The sequence below is a fragment of the Streptomyces sp. NBC_01232 genome (assembly GCF_035989885.1).
Taxonomy (GTDB): Bacteria; Actinomycetota; Actinomycetes; order Streptomycetales; family Streptomycetaceae; genus Streptomyces.
Window position 1 is genome coordinate 7,029,383 of sequence record NZ_CP108518.1, and the last position, 16,453, is coordinate 7,045,835.

General features: G+C 72.4%; 14 protein-coding genes. 3 read left to right on the top strand and 11 right to left on the bottom strand.

Annotated elements, in window-relative coordinates; all coding sequences use genetic code 11:
• Window positions 1-72: 72 nt before the first annotated feature.
• The 8 genes from OG444_RS32505 to OG444_RS32540 form a co-directional block, all read right to left on the bottom strand.
• Window positions 73-1,269, bottom strand: a complete 1,197-nt coding sequence (locus tag OG444_RS32505) for a lanthionine synthetase C family protein (protein WP_266444658.1) — start codon at window positions 1,267-1,269, stop codon at window positions 73-75.
• Window positions 1,266-4,235, bottom strand: coding sequence for a lantibiotic dehydratase (locus tag OG444_RS32510; RefSeq protein ID WP_327265462.1), 2,970 nt, complete (start codon window positions 4,233-4,235; stop codon window positions 1,266-1,268). The genes OG444_RS32505 and OG444_RS32510 overlap by 4 nt, the downstream gene beginning before the upstream one ends.
• Before the next feature lie 142 nt (window positions 4,236-4,377).
• The gene (locus tag OG444_RS32515; protein ID WP_252310324.1) at window positions 4,378-4,557 is read right to left on the bottom strand and encodes an FxLD family lanthipeptide; all 180 of its coding nucleotides are present in this window, start codon (window positions 4,555-4,557) and stop codon (window positions 4,378-4,380) included.
• Between the two features lie 2 nt (window positions 4,558-4,559).
• Window positions 4,560-5,804 (bottom strand): methyltransferase, FxLD system, encoded by a 1,245-nt coding sequence (fxlM, locus tag OG444_RS32520; RefSeq protein WP_252310325.1) that lies wholly within the window; start codon window positions 5,802-5,804, stop codon window positions 4,560-4,562.
• 183 nt (window positions 5,805-5,987) lie between these two features.
• Window positions 5,988-7,094, bottom strand: coding sequence for a hypothetical protein (locus tag OG444_RS32525; protein WP_327265463.1), 1,107 nt, complete (start codon window positions 7,092-7,094; stop codon window positions 5,988-5,990).
• Window positions 7,091-7,999 carry a lactate/malate family dehydrogenase gene (locus OG444_RS32530; RefSeq protein WP_327265464.1) on the bottom strand — a complete coding sequence of 303 codons (909 nt, stop codon included), beginning with the start codon at window positions 7,997-7,999 and terminating at the stop codon, window positions 7,091-7,093. Before OG444_RS32530 ends, OG444_RS32525 begins: the two co-directional genes overlap by 4 nt.
• Entirely contained in the window at window positions 7,996-9,147 is a 1,152-nt protein-coding gene (locus OG444_RS32535) for a hypothetical protein (RefSeq protein WP_266606723.1), read from the bottom strand. Before OG444_RS32535 ends, OG444_RS32530 begins: the two co-directional genes overlap by 4 nt.
• 127 nt (window positions 9,148-9,274) lie before the next feature.
• The gene (locus OG444_RS32540; RefSeq protein ID WP_266606724.1) at window positions 9,275-9,679 is read right to left on the bottom strand and encodes a hypothetical protein; all 405 of its coding nucleotides are present in this window, start codon (window positions 9,677-9,679) and stop codon (window positions 9,275-9,277) included.
• A 163-nt stretch (window positions 9,680-9,842) separates the two neighbouring features.
• Between OG444_RS32540 and OG444_RS32545 the strand changes: the two genes are divergently transcribed.
• The 3 genes from OG444_RS32545 to OG444_RS32555 all read left to right on the top strand — a co-directional run bounded on the left by OG444_RS32545 (window position 9,843) and on the right by OG444_RS32555 (window position 13,736).
• Window positions 9,843-11,225, top strand: coding sequence for a hypothetical protein (locus OG444_RS32545; protein ID WP_266354044.1), 1,383 nt, complete (start codon window positions 9,843-9,845; stop codon window positions 11,223-11,225).
• 262 nt (window positions 11,226-11,487) lie between these two features.
• On the top strand, window positions 11,488-12,849 hold the full coding sequence (locus OG444_RS32550) for a tetratricopeptide repeat protein (protein ID WP_266606725.1): 1,362 nt from the start codon (window positions 11,488-11,490) through the stop codon (window positions 12,847-12,849).
• Window positions 12,846-13,736: a glycosyltransferase family 2 protein gene (locus OG444_RS32555; protein WP_327265465.1), complete on the top strand. Its 891-nt coding sequence runs from the start codon at window positions 12,846-12,848 to the stop codon at window positions 13,734-13,736. The genes OG444_RS32550 and OG444_RS32555 overlap by 4 nt, the downstream gene beginning before the upstream one ends.
• A gap of 876 nt (window positions 13,737-14,612) precedes the next feature.
• Here OG444_RS32555 and OG444_RS32560 read toward each other — a convergent pair.
• From OG444_RS32560 to OG444_RS32570, 3 genes are all read right to left on the bottom strand, one after another.
• Complete coding sequence (locus tag OG444_RS32560; protein ID WP_327265466.1) at window positions 14,613-14,735, bottom strand: hypothetical protein; 123 nt, start codon at window positions 14,733-14,735, stop codon at window positions 14,613-14,615.
• A 147-nt stretch (window positions 14,736-14,882) separates the two neighbouring features.
• Window positions 14,883-15,374, bottom strand: a complete 492-nt coding sequence (locus OG444_RS32565; protein WP_266444682.1) for an OsmC family protein — start codon at window positions 15,372-15,374, stop codon at window positions 14,883-14,885.
• Between the two features lie 582 nt (window positions 15,375-15,956).
• Window positions 15,957-16,352 carry a DUF302 domain-containing protein gene (locus tag OG444_RS32570; protein ID WP_266444684.1) on the bottom strand — a complete coding sequence of 132 codons (396 nt, stop codon included), beginning with the start codon at window positions 16,350-16,352 and terminating at the stop codon, window positions 15,957-15,959.
• Window positions 16,353-16,453: the final 101 nt, after the last annotated feature.

Here is a 16,453-nt window from a genome sequence, read left to right on the forward strand (position 1 = left end):
CCTCTCCGCGGAAGGTGACGGGAAGCACGCGGCCGGCGCGTGTGCTCTGGAGCAGCTGGGCCGGTGCGGGGGTCAGGTGATGAGGAGGCAGGCGTCCCAGCCGGAGGCGGGCGGCCGGTCGTAGAGGGCGGTGGCCTGGGCGAGGGCCTGTCCGGCGGCGCCTTCGAGGAACCCGGTGTCCTCGGGCGCGTGCTGGCCGGTGAACGTGTCCGCCAGGCGGCGCACGGCGACGGCAAGGCCCGGGGTGCGGGCGTCGCGGGCTGCCCGCCACACGGTCTGGAACAGTCCCGCCGCGCCGTGGCACACGCCAGCGTCGGTGACCTTGGCGAGCTGGCGGGGGTCGGCGAGGCAGGCGAGCAGCGCGTGCTCGGCGGCCTCCTGGCGGCGGGTGTCGGCGGTGGCGATGGCGGCGAGCTGGAGGGCGCGGGCGATGCCGGGGGTGCCGTAGCACCACGACGGCCGCCACGGCCCGGTCGCGTTCGGGCGTCCCGCCGCCGCCTCTTCGCGGGTGATCGTCTCCGGCCACCAGGGGCCGCTCGCGCCGTCCTGGCGCCACTGGTCGAACCAGGCGGTGATGGTGGCGATGGCCTCGCGCTGCCCGTCCACGGCGACGCCCCGGCGTTGGGCCTGGGCGAGGAGGGCAAGGGGGCCGGTGATGCCGTGGGCCATGCCGAAGTTGCCGTGTCCGCCCGGGGTGTAGAAGCGGTGCGGGTCGTGGGCGCACCACCAGCCCGGCAACGTCTCCTCGTGCACGGTCAGTGGCCGGGTGAGGGCGACGAGGTAGGTGAGGACTGCGGCGAGGGCGTCGCTGCCGGGGGTGTGGTGCAGCAGGTGCACGCCGATGCCGGTCAGGCCGTGCAGCAGGTCGTACTCGGCGAACGCGGGCAGCTCGCCGCGCCGGATGCGGGCGTGGGCGGCTTCGGTACGACGGTGCGCGAGGGCGGCGGTGGCCGCATCGAGCCGGTCCCGGGCGGTGCGGTAGCGGTCGTGGCCGTCGGCTGCGGCCGTGTGCAGGACGAACGCCAGGCCGGGGGCGCCGTAGCTGAGGCAGGCGGTGTCGGCTGCGGTCACCTCCGCGCGGGTCGCCTCCGTCAGCCATGCTCCGACCTGCTCCCACGTACCGGCCCCGGTCAGGGCGCGTTCGATGTGCCACAGGGCGACCCCGGCCGCACCAGCCACGAGGGACTGCCCGAGCGCGGTGTCCCCGGCCGGGTCGGGGGCGGCCAGACGCGGGCCGAAGCGAGTCTCGAGGACGGTGGCGGCGTTCACCGGAGGGCCTTGCGCAGGTGGGTGTGCGGGAGGGCGGCGGTGCGGGCGAGGCGATGGGTGACCCGCTCGGCGTCCGGGCCGCCTCCCAGGGCGCGAACGTGGTGGAGGTGGAGGAGGGAGCGGAGCACGGTCATCGGTTCCCGCTGCTCGGCGAGGGTGTTCCGGTAGGCGGCGAGTGCGTCGGCGCGGGCCGCCCACGCCCCGGCCACGGCAGCGGCGTCCGGGTCGTCGCGCCAGGCGGCGCCAGGGGCGGTGAGGGCACGCACGTGCCGGATGAGGGCGGCATCGACGGGTCCGCTCTCGCGCGGCAGGGCTGCGACGAGCCACGCCCAGCCGTCGGCCGGGCAGGGCGCGAACGCGGTGGCGAGGTCGGCGAGCGAAGCGGCGGTGACCGCTTGGGCCGGAAGGCCGGTACGGGCCGCGTACGCGATCTGGGCGAGCGCGGCCGCGCTGTCGGTGGCGAACACCCGCTCGGCGGCATCGCGGGCCACCCCGTGCCCGTAACGGCCGTCCTGCGGCCGGTAGGCGATCAGGTCCAGCCGGGAGGCGAGATGGAGGCTTCGCAGCTCGTCGGCCCAGGTACCGAGCCGTTCGGCGGCCTGCCCATAAGCGGCGGCGCCGTCCAGGTGGAGGTTGAGGACCAGGGGGCGGTCGCGGTTGGGGTGGGAGGCGTCGTGGTGGCGGGTGAACCACCAGCCTGGGGCCGGGTTCCATCCGTCGAGCAGGCGGGGCAGGTGCTCGGTCAGGATCTCGTCCTGCCGGGCGGGGTGCCCGTGCAGGTGCGCGCACACCATGGGGGAGACACCGGGCGTCTGTGGTACGGCCGCTGGGACGGCGGGCCCGACCGGGGCGGGGGTGGGGGTGGTGGCGTGCAGGACGGTCAGGAACTCGTGGGCGCGGCCCATGAACCCGCCCGCGACAGGTGACGTGGAGCCTGCGGCCGGCGAAGGTGCTTCACGCACTTCCACCTCCCCGGCCCGATCCAGGCGGGCCCGGAGGAGTTCGCGGTGGAGCGGCACGTCCAGATCGAGGGGCAGCCGCATCTCGGTCTCGGCCAGGACCACCTGCGCCGGGACGCGTTGCCGGTTCCGCCACCGGGCGAATGCCTCCTCCCACTCGGAGCGCGCGGCGGCCGGGCCGGGTAAGGCGCTTGCGGCCAGTAGCCAGCGGGCCGGGGCCAGGACGGTCCGGCCGTGGCGGACCCGGGGCAGGAACGGGAGGCGGGAGGCGGCGCCCCAGTCGGGCAGCAGCCAGACGGCACGGCGGGCGCCTGCGACTTCGGCGAGGAACCGAGCCAGCGGCGACGTCTGCACGCGCGGCTCCAGCGCGTGCAGCACGCGGGGCTCAAGGACTTGTCCGGTGGAGCAGCGGATCAGGTACAGGTGGCGGGCGTCGCAGGTGACGGCGAGATCATCGAGCGGGATGCTGCCGGGCCCGGGTTCGGGCCAGCCGAGGGAGACCGTGTGCTCCAGCAGGCGCGGGGTCCGGATGACGTTGGAGCTGCGCCGTCTGCGGGCGGGGAAGACGAGCTGGGCGGGCAGCGGCCCGGCCGGGCCCGCCAAGGCGGCGGCCAGCGCGGCGGCATCCTGCTCGGGCAGGAGGTCGGCGAACCGTCCGACCATGGACGACGAGGGCCGGGCCGCTGCCGTCAGCCATAGCTCGAACCGGCCCCGCCGCACGGCGTCCGCATCGTCGGCGTACAGCTGGAAGGCAAGCTCCACCGAGGGCGGCGGCACCAGCTCGTCGGCGTCGACCACGGCCAGCGAGGCGAGGAGGGGTTCGGTGAGGGCCACCTCGCGGGCCCCGTCGAGGGCGGCCTGCTGGGCGAGTGCGAGGAACGCTTCGTCGCGGGCGGACAGCATCCGGGCCGGGGTCGGGCGGTCAGACCCCAGGAACCCGGGCGGGAAGCCGAGCCCCCCGTCACCCACCAACTCCATGACGGGCACGGCAGCACCGGCCCCGTACGTCTGCCGGAATCGCTGGTGGAAGTCACGCCAGGCCGGATTCCCGAACGGGTACGGCGAGAGCCGGGCCAGCACGGAAGCCGCCGACTCGGCCTCGGACAGCACGCCGGCGGGAATGGTGACCTGGGCGTCGAGGACGGCGTCCGGCCAGGACGGCGAGGTGCTGCCGGTCACTTCCGTGGTGGGGGCCAGGAGAGGACCGGGCGTGACGGTGGGGTCGGTGAGGGAACGGAGGTGGGCGAGCGGGTCGGCGGCCGTGGCCGTGGCATCCAGGACGGACAGCAGCACGCCATGCTCCAAGAGCTGGACGAGGAGGCCGTGGACGCTCTCGTTGTCGGCGTGCGGGTAGTCGGCGGCGACGGCTTTGGCGACGTCCGGGAACAAGGCGGGGGCGGTGGCGGCGGCCAGGGCGGTACGGACGGGCCCGGTGGCCGCCACGGACACCTCCAACGGGGAGAGGCCGTCGGCGGGCGTACGGCCGGGCCCCACGATCCGGCCTCCCCGGGCACACGCGGCCGGGTTCGCCACGACGAGCAGACGTTCGCGGATGCCAGCGTATGAGGCGAGCTGGTCGGTCACGGCGCCCAGCCAGACGGCGTCCGGCCGCAGCACGGCCCGGTGGCCGGGACCCCACAGGGCCTGCGGCGTGGGCCCGGTGCGGGCCGACGCGACTCCGGCGAAGTACCCGAACGGGGTGGCCCGTCCCTGCCAGCGCAGCAGGTAGGCGGCTGTGGAATGCACCAGCCGCCGGACCTCCTTCCCGGACGGCACGGGAGCGGTGAGCAGGGCCGTGGTCTGCGCGGCCAGGACGGGGCTTGCGGCCTCCAGCGCCTGCCGGGCCTGGGGATGCTCCCCGACGGCCGCCAGCCAGGCCCGGCCGCGTTCGGGCCCGCCGGGCCCGGACGGGTCCACGTCGGACGCGGGAACCCCTGTGCCGGGGTGCGTGGTGGCCCGCACCATCAGGGCCTGCGTGTGCCGATACAGCCGTGCTCCGCGCCCCATAACTCTTCGCCCCCTGGCAGCTGTCGTGGTGTGGTCGTGGTGCCGCCGGGCACACACGTGTGCCCGGCGGCGGGGATGGTGCAGGTGACGGGGAGCACGGCGGCCGGCCTCCCTGCTCCGCCTCACCTTCGCGGCGGTCCGGTCAGGAGGGGTCGTTGACGGACGACGCGCACGCGGTGGAGCCGTTGGAGCAGGTCGAGCCGCAGCCGTCGTCGGTGCTGCGCAGGAGGCTCGCGACGGGCGCCCCGGCCTCGACCACGCGCACGTCCAGGTTGAATTCGCCGCTCAGGCCGGTCGTTGCCGTGGCGATCTGCTTGGTCATGATCACTTCTCCTTGTTCGCGGTGGTGCTCTTGTTGGCCTGGTCCTCGCGGGGCCAGGAGATGACGATGCGGCGGTGCCGCTTGGTGATGACCCGACCGGCGGGCAGCTCGGACTCGGGGGTCGTGGCGGGGTAGGCGTAGATCACCGGCTCGCTGCGGCGGTGGTCGCGGTCCCAGACGCGGATCTCCTCCACCAGGGCCTGGGCCACGGCCTTGGCGTCGGGGCCGTAGCCGTGCGCCCCGAACTCGGCCCGGTCGCCGTTGCGTCGGATGGTCATGTAGGCGAGGGAAGCCCCGTCGAGGAGGGACAGGCAGGCCGACTTGTTCTGCGGGGCGACGAGACCGGTGTCCAGGTCCCCGTCCACGGACATGAGGCAGAAGCCGTCCAGGGCGGTCGCCAGCCACATCTGCAGGCCGGTGAACGGCTCGCTCATGGCCACGGTGACCTCGGACCAGACTTCGGCCCGCTCGGTGTCGAACACACCGTTCAGGGCCTCCGGGTCCTCGGGCCAGCCCTCGTCGAAGCGCAGGGCGATCTCCCTGCCCCGCAGCAGGAGCAGGCGTTCCTGGTGTTCTCCGGCGCCCTGCATCGTGACGAAGCCGCACATCTGGGCGGACCGGGAGACGAGCCGGTCGCCGTCGAGGTCGAAAGCAACCGACCGGCTCAGGCCCCGCATCCGCAGCGGGACGACGAGGCGCCCGCCGTCGCTCAGCTGGTCGGTCCAGGCGGGCGGGATGTCCCAGGCCCCGGCGGTGACGATCAGCCGGTCGAGGGCTCCGGTGTCCGGGATACCGCCCTCAGCATCGACGGTGTGGACCTTGACCCGGGCGTAGCCGTTCTCGTCCAGGAGCTTGCGGGCCCGCGCGGTGACGTCGGCATCGATGTCGACGGTGGTGACCACCCCGTCGTCGCCGACGAGTTCGGCCATGAGCGCGGCGTTGCAGCCGCCCGATCCGACTTCGGCCACGTCCTGACCGGGCTTCAGCTCGGCCTGCTCCAGCATCATGGCTTGAATGCGCGGCGCCGATACCGAGCTGACGGCGATGCCGTGCTGGTCCCTCTTGGTGGGGACCGCCGACTCCACCTCGTATGCCTTCTCGGGCGTCGCTTCGGGCGCGAACCGGTGACGGGCGACCGTCAGGAACGCGGCTTCGACCCGCTCGCTCGTGATCATTCCGGCCTTGACCATGTCGCTGGTCATCGCCTGGCGCAGCGCGGCCGCATTGTCATCCGTCGTGTCGGTCAACGTCTCTCTTCCTTCTTGTCGGTCTCCGGGGCAGGTCCCGCCACGTCCCGCCCCGGGGGCCCGTGGCGGGGGTTCAGCTCACACCACCGGCCATACCGGGTGTGGTGTTGGTGGGGACGCGCCCGGCGGAGGTGACCGGGAGCACGCACGCCGGCGTGGTGCTGTTGAGGACCTGCCGCGGGTTCAGGTGGTGGCGAGTTCGGCGAGGAATTCGACGTTCGCCTTGACGTCGTGGCCGAGGACCACGCTGTGGCGGGGCAGGTCGGCGAGACGGGTGGCCAGGAGTTCGCGGGTGACCCGGCTGGCTTCGCCGGTGGCGGCGAGGCCGAAGACGTCGGGGTAGCGGTCCTCGGTGGCCCCAGTGAAGAAGTCGTCCTCGCCCAAGGCCCTGCCCTCGCTGAGGACGGCCGGGGCGGCGTCGGGGTCGATACGCGGGAAGACGATCTTGGCGGCGCTGCCCTCGGTGGCCAGGGTCAACCCGAGCCAGGTCACCAGCTGGTCCGGGAAGAACTGCGGCTTGAGCTCCTTGCCGGAAGAGGAGCGAATGGGCAGGCGACGGCCGTCCAGAAGGGCGCGGGTGACGGACTCGTGCTGGGTGGGGTGGAGCTGTTCCCCGGAGAGGACGCGGGCACGTACGTCGTCGTAGAGACCGATGGCGTCGAGGAAGCCGAGACCGATCGCGGCGGCCGACGGCCACGGCAGCACGGCGACCCCGCCGTCTTCGTTGGGGCGGACGAACACGCGGTCGTTGGCCAGTAGCTGCCAGCCGGCGCGGGCCAGGAGGAACCCGACGGTGGACTTTCCCGCGCCCTTCTCGCCGAGGGCCAGCACGGTACGCCCGTCGCGGACGGCGGCGGAGGCGTGCAGGATGCGCCAGCCGTCTGTGAGGAGCCTGGAGCGCAGGACCTCGCGGGCCAGGCGGGCGGCGGCGAGCGCGACGGGCACCTCGTCGCAGCCGACGATCCGCAGGAGGCCGGGCTCGTACCGGTAGGCCAGGCGCTCGCCCGGCTGGACAGCGGCCACGACACCGTCGTTGCCCCGGGCGTAGAGCATGGGCTCGTTGGCGTACACGCACTCCTGGTGCCGGCCCTCGCCGATCTGTTGGGCGAGGGCGGCAACCTCGACCGCCTCGACGTCGGCGGCCACGACCGGACCCGCGTGCGGGGCGACGGCGTCCACGGCGTTCCACCACGGGCCGAAATAGCGCATGGACCAGTCGGTGATCACCGCCGTACTGCTGGTAACGGTGACGTGGGCTTGGGCGGCGCTGATGCGGGTCGCGAGGGTCATCGGGCTCCTTCGAGGTGGTGGGAGATCGTCTTGCACGCGAGGTGGATCTTGTGGTCGGCGGCGGCGAGGAGACGCCGTTCAGCCGGGTCCAGGCGGGGCAGGCGGACGGCCGGGCGTCCGGCGGTGAAGTGGACGGGCAGGCCGAGCTGGGCGCCCTGGTGGTCGACGGACAGCTCAACCGGCCCGTCCTCAAGGCCGAGGGCGTGGGTGAGGGCGTGGAGCACAGCGCCGGCGGGGCCGCAGCGGCCCCGGCCGATCCCGGCGTTGATGCGGCGTGGGCGGGCGCCAAGCTCGGCCCGTACGGCCCGGACGGGTACATGGACGCGGCGGCCGTCGATCCGGGTGGTGGATGTGCACAGCACGGAGGCGTCGCCGTGTTCGCCGATCACGTGCCCGGCCACGCTCTCTACGGGGACGGCGAGTTCGGCGGCCAGCGCGAGGCGGTAGCGGGCGGTCTCGGTGGCGGAGCCGACCCCGTACACGCGGGCCGCGCCGGAGGCGCGGGCGAACAGCCACGTCAAAGGGTCGACGGGGTTGGTGACGACCACGGCCGTCCCCTCGTACCCGGTCAGGGAGCGGGCCAGGGCGGCGATCAGCGGGGCGTTGGCCTCCAGACCGGCCATCCGGACGTCGGCGGTCGCGGTGTTGGTGAACTTCGCCCGGGGGGCGACGACCACGGCCGCGCAGTCGCGCATGTCGGCGGGTTGGGCAGTCTGGGCCCGGACGGGCGAGCCGACGATCTGGGCCATGTCCTGGAGGTCGGTGACCAGAGCGGCGGCCGAGCGGTCGCTGCCGGAGGCGATCAGGATTTCCTCGCACCATCCGGCGGCCACGAGGAGGGCTGAGACGGTCTGGCCGACAGCTCCGGCTCCGATGACCCCGACGGGGCCGGTGCGCGAGCTCATCGTCCGGCCGCCGTTGCCGCGTGATCCAGGGCCAGGCGCCACACGGTGCGGCCGTCCATCGACACGGCCGCAAGGAGAGCGGAGACCCGGTCGAGGAGCGTGCACACGACGGGGGCCTGGGCGATCAGCGTGCGGGCCGACTCCGGCAGGGGCAGGCCGGTGGGAGCTGTCAGGTAGGTGGTGAAGATGTTGACGGTGTCCATCAGCCACAGGACGACCAACTGCCTCAGCCACGCCGCCCGCTCCGCAGGGGTCAGCCGGTAGGTGGCCAGGTCGGTGAACTGGCCGATGCCCTGGAGGACTGCGGTGGCGCCGGGCCCGGCTGGGGGCTGGACGATGAGCCCGAGGACCATGCGGGAGACGAGCTTGGCGACGTCGGACGCCGGGTGGCCCAAGGCCAGGCCCGGGTCGATGAACGTCGGCCGCCTCTCCGGCCCGTCCGGGAAGACGACGTGCTCCGGCTTCAAGTCGCCGTAGACGATCCCGATGCCGTAGGTGCCGGACAGCCGCATCTTCCGCAGCCGTGCCACGACGGCCCCCAGTACCGGCGCAGACGGCCCGGTCAGGGACACGTACGTGTCCCCGGAGATCCCGTTGAACTTGCGGGCGAACGTGCCGTGGACGGACCGCTCACGGATCGCAGCGCCCCCCACCAGCGCGGCCACCGCAGGCTTCTGGAGCGCGTCCAGCTCCTCCGCCACACCCGCCAAAACGTCGAACGTGCGGTGCGGGTCCTTCGCCAGGATCTCGCCGAGCGTCACACCGTCCACGGGTTCGGTGAACAGGACCCCGCCGGCCAGTCCGGCCACCGTCGCCGTCCCGAGTCCGGCTCCGGCCAGTGCCCCGTACTGGGCGGCCTCCCGCTCCAGCAGCGCGCCGGGCGACGATAAGTACGCGGCCTGTTTGGCCCTCACCTCCGCCCAGTCCCCGTGCGTGCCGCGCAGCACCGACGCCAGCGACACCCCCAGCAGGGACACCTTCGCGAACAGCGGCCGTCCGGCGGCCTCGACCCGGCGGACATACCCGGTCACCGACGGGATGTGCGGGCCGACCACCACCGGGCCGTCCGGCCACAGGGCGGCGGCGGCCTGGGCGATCCGCTCGTCCGCGTAGGCGAAGACGTTGTCCGGGCTGACGGTGGTGTTCACGGTGGGCTCCTCGATGACGGTCGAAGGTGGTGTGGAGCAGGTGCGCCGGCGAAGGTGCTGTGGAGCACCTGCCGCGGGTGGAGGGCCCCGGCCATGGCCGCCAAGGCCAGGCCACGGCCGGGGCCGGTCAGGCGGCCCGCCGTCTGGCGGGCGAGTGGTTGTCGGCCGCGTACCGGGCCAGGTGCTGGGCGAGCTTGGCCAGCAGCCTCAGCGAGGCGGCCGGGTCCCCGCCCCGCGTGGCGGCCATGTTGCGGGCGTGGTGGACCGTGGCGAGAGCTATGTCGCGGCCCCGGCCGTCCGGCATCCAGTCGGCGAACTCCTGTGCGGGCCCGGCCAGGTTGGTGATGTGCTGCCGCAGCCGCTCCCGGATCTGCGCGGCGGCCGTGCCGTGGGGGGCGTGGTCGGCGAGCGCGAGCGCGGTGTCGATGTCGCAGGCGACGTCCACGGAAGAGGTGACCGGCGGTACCTGGGCCGGCGGTGCGATGCCGGCCCTGGGCCGGGCGGGGAGGATCGGTGCGCTCGTGCGGGACATCTCCAAAGCTCCTGTTCACGGCTGATCCGGATGAGAGCAGCACCGAGAAGGCCGCCGGGCGGCCGGTTCCTCGGGCATGACGACTATTCAACTCACGGTGATCGGGCAGGGGTACCGTGTCGGCGAGGGCAAGCGGTATATCGGGTATACGGGCAGGTGCTTCATGGCCACACGCACACCGAACGACCGTCTCCGCGATCTGATCGCGGAGTCCGGCTTAACGTACGAAGCCGTCGCGAAGGCGGTCCGGTCCGTCGCGGCCGAGTGCGGGATGGCTCTGCGGACGAACAAGTCGGCCGTGGACCACTGGGTGCAGGGCGCCCGACCACAGCCCGACACGGCCCGCTATCTGGCCGTCGCGCTCTCCCGCCGCCTGGGCCGGCTCCTGACCCCCGTGGAGTTGGGCCTCGCCGACGCCGACCCGGACGGCGGCCATGACAGCATCGGTCTTACGCTGGGGGGCGATCCGATCGACTCCCTGATCCCGATGTGGAGGGCCGAGTTGGACCGCAGACGCTTCCTGTCGGCCTCCGCCTACTCGGTGGCCGCCGCAGCCCTGCCCCTGGCGTACGTACGCGACATCGCGGAGAGGACCGCAGCCGCCCGCACCGGTCAGGTCATCGGGATGGCCGAGGTCAACGCCGTGCGCGACATGATCGGCATGTTCTCCGAAATGGACGAACGCCATGGCGGCCAGCACGGCCGCTCCGCCCTGGTGACCTACCTCCGCGACGACGTCGCGCCGCTGTGCCGGGGCCGGTTCCGCACGGACGAGATCCGTGCCCAGATGCTGTCCGCCGCGAGCCGGGGCGTCCATTTGCTGGGCTGGAAGTCCTACGACGCCGGACAGCAGGGCCTTGCCCAGCGCTACTACCTCCAGTCCTACGGGCTCGCCGTAGAGTCCGGACTGCCCGGCCATGACGGGTTCGTGATGCGGACCATGGCCATGCAGGGGCTCAAGCTGCACCGTCCCGAGCACTGCCAGGGCCTCGCCGAGACCGGCCTCACCCGGGCCAAGGGCCGCGTGGACTCCCAGACCGAAGCCCTCTTCCGCGTCGTCCACGCCCACACCCTGGCCAAGACCGGGCTGTCGGCCGCCGCCCTCGCCGAAGTCGGCCGAGCCCGCGCCCTGCTGGAACAGGGCAGCCAGCGGGGCGACGAGGTGCCGTTCTGGGGCCTGGCGTGGGGGCCTGTGGCGCCGTCGGTGTTCTCCCGGACGGCGAAGGTCTTCGAAACCCTCGGGGACCACCGGGCCGCCGCCGCCGAGTACCTGCACGCCGCCGCCACGAGGCCCGCCGGAACCTACGCCCGGATCGTGGCCCTGGACCTGGTCGCGGGGGCGGAGCTCCACCTCAAGCGCGGCCGGATCGAGCAGGCGTGCGCCACGTTCGGGCAGGCCATGGACCACATGGAAGGCGTCCGCTCCGTGCGGACCCGCAAGGCCGTCAAGACCATGCGGGCCGACCTCGCACCCTTCCGGGCACGGGGGCTTCGCTGCGCGGCCGAGCTGGACGAGCGGGCCGTGTCGTTCCTCGCCACCGCGTAGGAGGCGACCGGGAGTACGCGGGCCGGCGGAGGTGACGCCGGTCCTGGGGTGGAGCGGTGCTGTCGTACGAGACATCTCCCTGGCTCCTCTTCGCGGTGGTCCGTGTAGGGCGAAGCGTCGGCGTGGGGCCGGGTTTCCGGACAGGTTCCGGGCCGATCGCGTTTGGCGTTACGGCTATTGAACTCACGGTGATCGGGTGGGGGTACCGTGGGCGGCGGGGCACCTTGTTCAATCTGTTCAAGATCGCTGCGGGGAGTGCGAGTTGGCGGAGAGTCGTAGTCCGAACACCGCGCTGGCAGACGTCATCGCCGAGGCCGGATGTACCTACGGGGTTCTGGCCAGGGACGTCCGTGCGGTGGCCGCCGAGTCCGGGGTGACGCTGCATACCTCCCGCTCGGCCGTTCACTCCTGGGTCATGGGTGGTACACCAAGCGGTCAGACCCGCTCGTACATCGCCGAAGCCCTCACCAGAAGGATGAAGCGGAAGGTCACGCCCACAGAGATCGGTCTAGGCTGCGCAGGCACCGGCGAGGCCCTGGGGGCCGATCCACTGGCCAACGCCACCGACCTCGGGAGATTCGTGATGCTCCGTCGCAGGAACTTCCTCAACGCCGCGTTCGCTACGGCCGCCGTCGCCCTGCCTCTCGTTTACGACCACCAGGCCGTCGCCGCGACCCTGCGGGCAGCCGAACGCGGCGGCGCCGTCGGCACTGAGGAAGTCGCCATCGTGCGGGAGCTCACGGAGACGTTCCGGAGCATGGATGAACGCTTGGGCGGAGGCCACGGCCTGACGATGGTGACCGCCTACCTCACCGACACCGTGGTCCCCATGCTGGAGGGCCGCTTCCCCTCGGAGCCGGTACGGCGCAGCGCGTTCGGGGCGGCGGCGACTCTGGCGTGCCTGGTGGGCTGGAAGCACCACGACTTGGGCCGCGAGGGCGCCGCCCAGCGCTACTACCTCCTCGGCTTCCAGTTGGCCTGCGAGTCAGACCCGTACGGGCACGCCGCGTGGATGATGCGGGCTCTGACCCACCAGGCACTCGACCTCGGTCACCCGCAGGCGTGCATCGGCCTGGCGGAGGAGGCGCTGCGGCGTGCGACGGGCAATGTCGACCGGCAGACTGAGGCCCTACTGCTGGTCACCTGCGCCAGGGCGTACGGGGCTGATGGGCAGAGCGGGAAGGCGGCGGCGGCCCTGCTGTCGGCCGAGGACGCGATGCTCACCGCAGGTGACCCGGTCCCTGTCTACGCTGCCGCGTCGGGTCCGGTCGCGGCCACCGTTGCTTCGCACACCGGCAAGACCCTGACCGAGATGCGCGAACACCGGGCTGCCGAGAAGCACTACCGGGCGGCGCTCAAGGGACGGACGCCGGGGACCTATCAGCGGGTTCACGGCCTGACCATGGTCAACATCGGGCGGTCGGTCGCTGCGCAGCAGCGGCACGAGGAGGCCGTGGCCGTGTGGGGTCGGTCGCTGGATTTCATGGATGGCCTGGTCTCGGACCGGACCGTGAAGGAGATCAGGGCGATCCAGTCCACGGCTGCCAGCTACCGCAAGCGCCAAATCCCCGGAGCTGGGGCCTTGCACGAACGCGCCGTCGACCTGCTGCGAGCCCAGGCATGAACCGCGCCCGGACCGGTCCGCTGACGGTCGGCGTCGTGATCATCACCATGGGAGACCGGGAGGCTGAACTCTGTGCTCTCCTCAAGTCGGTGGCAGCCCAGGAAGGCGAGCCCGCCAAGGTCATCGTGCTCGGGCAGGGAGCGAAGCTCCCCGCTCTGCCGGACCCGGTGGCGGCCGTCGAACTGCCGGGGAACCTGGGAATCCCCGGCGGCCGGAACGCCGGGGTGCGGTGGCTGCGCGAACACGGCGGCGCTGACATCGTCCTTGTCCTCGACGACGACGGCCTCCTCCCTCGAACCGACACCCTCCACCTGGTCCGGGAAGCGTTCACAGCGAATCCGAAGCTGGGGATCGTCGGCTTCCGCATCGCCGACGAGAACGGCGTCTCCCAGCGCAGGCACGTCCCCCGCCTCGGGGGCGCTGACCCGCTCATCTCTGGGCCGGTCACGACGTTCCTGGGCGGCGCCCACGCCATCCGCATGGACGTCATCGACCAGGTCGGCGACTTCCCCGACAAGTTCTTCTACGCCCATGAGGAGACCGACTTCGCCTGGCGGGCCCTGGATGCTGGGTGGGAGATCGACTACCGGGCCGACCTGGTCCTGACCCACCCCCGGACCCCGGCCTCGCGGCACGCGGTCTACTACCACCACACCGGCCGCAACCGGGTCTGGCTCGCGAAGCGGCACCTGCCCGCCATCCTCGTCCCGGTCTACCTCGCCACCTGGGCGGCGTACACGCTTGCCCAACGGCCCCCACTGTCCGGACTGAGGTCGTGGTGGGCCGGGTTCTTCGAGGGGGTGCGGGTGCCGTGCCCGCCACGGCGTCCGATGCGGTGGCGGACCGTGTGGCGCATGACCCGACTCGGCCGACCACCGGTGATCTGACCTTCCCCGGTTTCTGATCTGTGAGGTGACGGGGAGCATGGCGCTGGCCGCGTGCACCCCGTCATCTCACCGCGAAGGTCAGCTGTCGCCAGGGGCTTCGGTGTCGTTGGGGCGGCCCGCGTCGTGTTCGCCCTCGCCCGTGTCAAGCAGGAACTTCGCGAATCCCTCGACGCCTACGGCCTCACGGCGGCGGTCGGGGTGAACCGGATTTACCCGACCCAGCCGACAGCGATCGCTGCTTTCCACGCCTGGCAACGGGCCGGCAACCATGATCCCGGCCCATGACGAGAGAACGGAGCCATGGCTTCTTCACGCGAGAGCTTGGCTGCGGCGCCTGTGCGCGGGTGAAGCCAGGACGATGTCCGGCGGCCCCGGATCTGGGGACCAGATCTGGGGACCAGTGCCGAGTACACGCATCTGGGCAATGGAGTAAGGAGGTCCGAACGCCATGGCGGACGGCTGGTCAGCCGGTATGCCACGCGGCCGCTGGGCTGCCTACTGGCTGCGCATCGGCTTCCAACGCGACGTTCCGGCCACCCTCTGTGCGTCGATGGGCAGGGTGCGCTGGACCGGCCCGATAGGGACGCTCAGGCCGGACAACTCGATCTCGCAGGTCGGATGGTCCTGCTGGAGTCGGTCGGGTGCTTGGCCGCGAGCAACTTGCGGACGCAGTCGGTGTCATCAGGGGCATTCATCCAGCGTCCGGCAGCGCGTGTCACTGCTCGGCCCTAAGCTCGCAAGGCAGGAGAAGGGGGAGTTCGTGCGCGATCGCATGCTCACAGCCGACGTACCACTCGGACCGTTCGAAGGCGCCAAGATCACTGTGCACTCGGCGAAGGGCAAGAACGCCAGACTGCATACGCGCAGAGAGTGTGGTCAGCTCCGGACGCCCCATGTGGCCACGATCGAGGTCCCGTTGAACGGGAACGTGGTGGACAGGTTCTGTTCGGGCTGTGCGGACTGGGGTCCGACGTCGCGGCCGACATCGGGGCTGGGCATCTTCATGAGGGCGCTCGGCGGATCGGGACTGCTCCATCAGCTGCAGGCCTATGCGGAGCCGGATGAGGACATGCACTGGACCCAGGGCGAGGTGCAGGCTGCGGCCGAGCTTGCGGTGGCCGCCTTCCGCCGCGGCGCTGGCACTGCTCAGGGCCGGGTAGGCGCTCGACCCGGGGCCGACTCGTCCGTGCGCCGGCCGCGGGCGGAGTGTTCGAGTTCGACAGTGGTCTCCGGCGGCTGCCGGAGCGTGTTGTGGACGGTGCAGTGCGAGGCGACAGCGAGGAGGCCGGCGCGCCGCTCCTCGGGCAGCTCCGGAGGCGGGGTGACCACGACGCGCACCGCGCCCACGCGGGCGGGCGGGCCGGCGGCCATCGCGAACTCCGCCCGTACGCCCAGGCCCGCCCGAGGCAGGCCATGGCGCAGCAGGTAGCGCCCCGCGTAGAAGGCGACGCACGTGGCCAGGGAGGCGGCGAACAGTTCAGTCGGCGTGGGTGCGGTGTCCGTCCCGCCCGCTCCCAGGGGCTGGTCCACGCGAAGCCGGTGTCCGCGCACGTCGACCGCGTACACGTCACCCTCGACATGGGTGACGTCGAGCCGTTGCAGGTCCTCCGACGGCCGTGCCGCTGTGGTGTCCGTCATGGCGGGGCCTCCGTTTCGGGTGGGCTACTGCCACTCTGATCGGCCGGCGGTCCTCGGGCATGGGCCTTTCGGGCCCTTCCGGGGACCTCTCGGCCTCTGAGGGCCGACTCGGCGAGTTCGGAGCACTCCGGGTCAGCCTCGCAGGCGCCGGATGCGAGATCGGCCGGATCGACTCGTCGGCGTCCGGCGGCCCGCTGTGGGGCTGCCAGACGCCACGCCTCATCACGAAAGGTGATCAGGCGCCGGCGACCCGAGTCAGGCTGAGCCAGCCGCCCGGCACACCGGCGTCGTCGACGTCATGGAGGCCCTGCGCGCGTTCGTCGAGCGGACCCGCACACCGACGAAAGGGCCCGCGCCTCCGGGACACGTGCGTGAGCAACCGAGAAGAAGCATGCAGCGAAGACGCGCGTCACCGGCTCTTCCGGAACCTCCCGTTCCCAGTCTTTCGGTCGCTCACGAAGGCCGGGTCGGCGAGAGTCCGGCCCCGCTGCTCCGGATCGATGCGGTGCGCGGCACAAGAGGCGGGCGATGGCAGCCATGACGACTGACACTGCAGAAGTGGTACTCGTTGCCTGACCGCGGTCATCCGGTGGTTTCCAGGGTGCTGAGGGCGGCGTCGAGACGGCGGGTGGCCTCCTCGGCGACGGGCTGGAGGGCGGGCAGGCCGGTGAGAGTGACCATGACGCCGGGGTCCAGGGCCTGGACGGCGGTGCGTTCGCCGTCGGTGCGAACCACGACGTTGCAGGGCAGGAGGAGGCCGATGGTGCGGTCGGCATCCAGGGCCTGGCGGGCGAGCGGCGGGTTGCAGGCACCGAGGATCAGGTAGTCCTCCATGTCGTGCCCGAGCTTGGCCTTCAGGGTGGCGGTGACGTCGATCTCAGTAAGGATGCCGAAGCCCTGCACGGCAAGGGCCTCGCGGACTGCGGAAACGGTCGTGGTGAAGTCGGCATCGAGGTGGACGGTCCGGTCGTAGCGCATGGCGTCATCCCTGTCCGGGGTGTGTGGCGGGCGGCGGGTAGCCGTCCGGTGCGAGCGGGTTCCCTAGGCCGCCAAAAATACCCCCAGGGGTACCCGTGCTA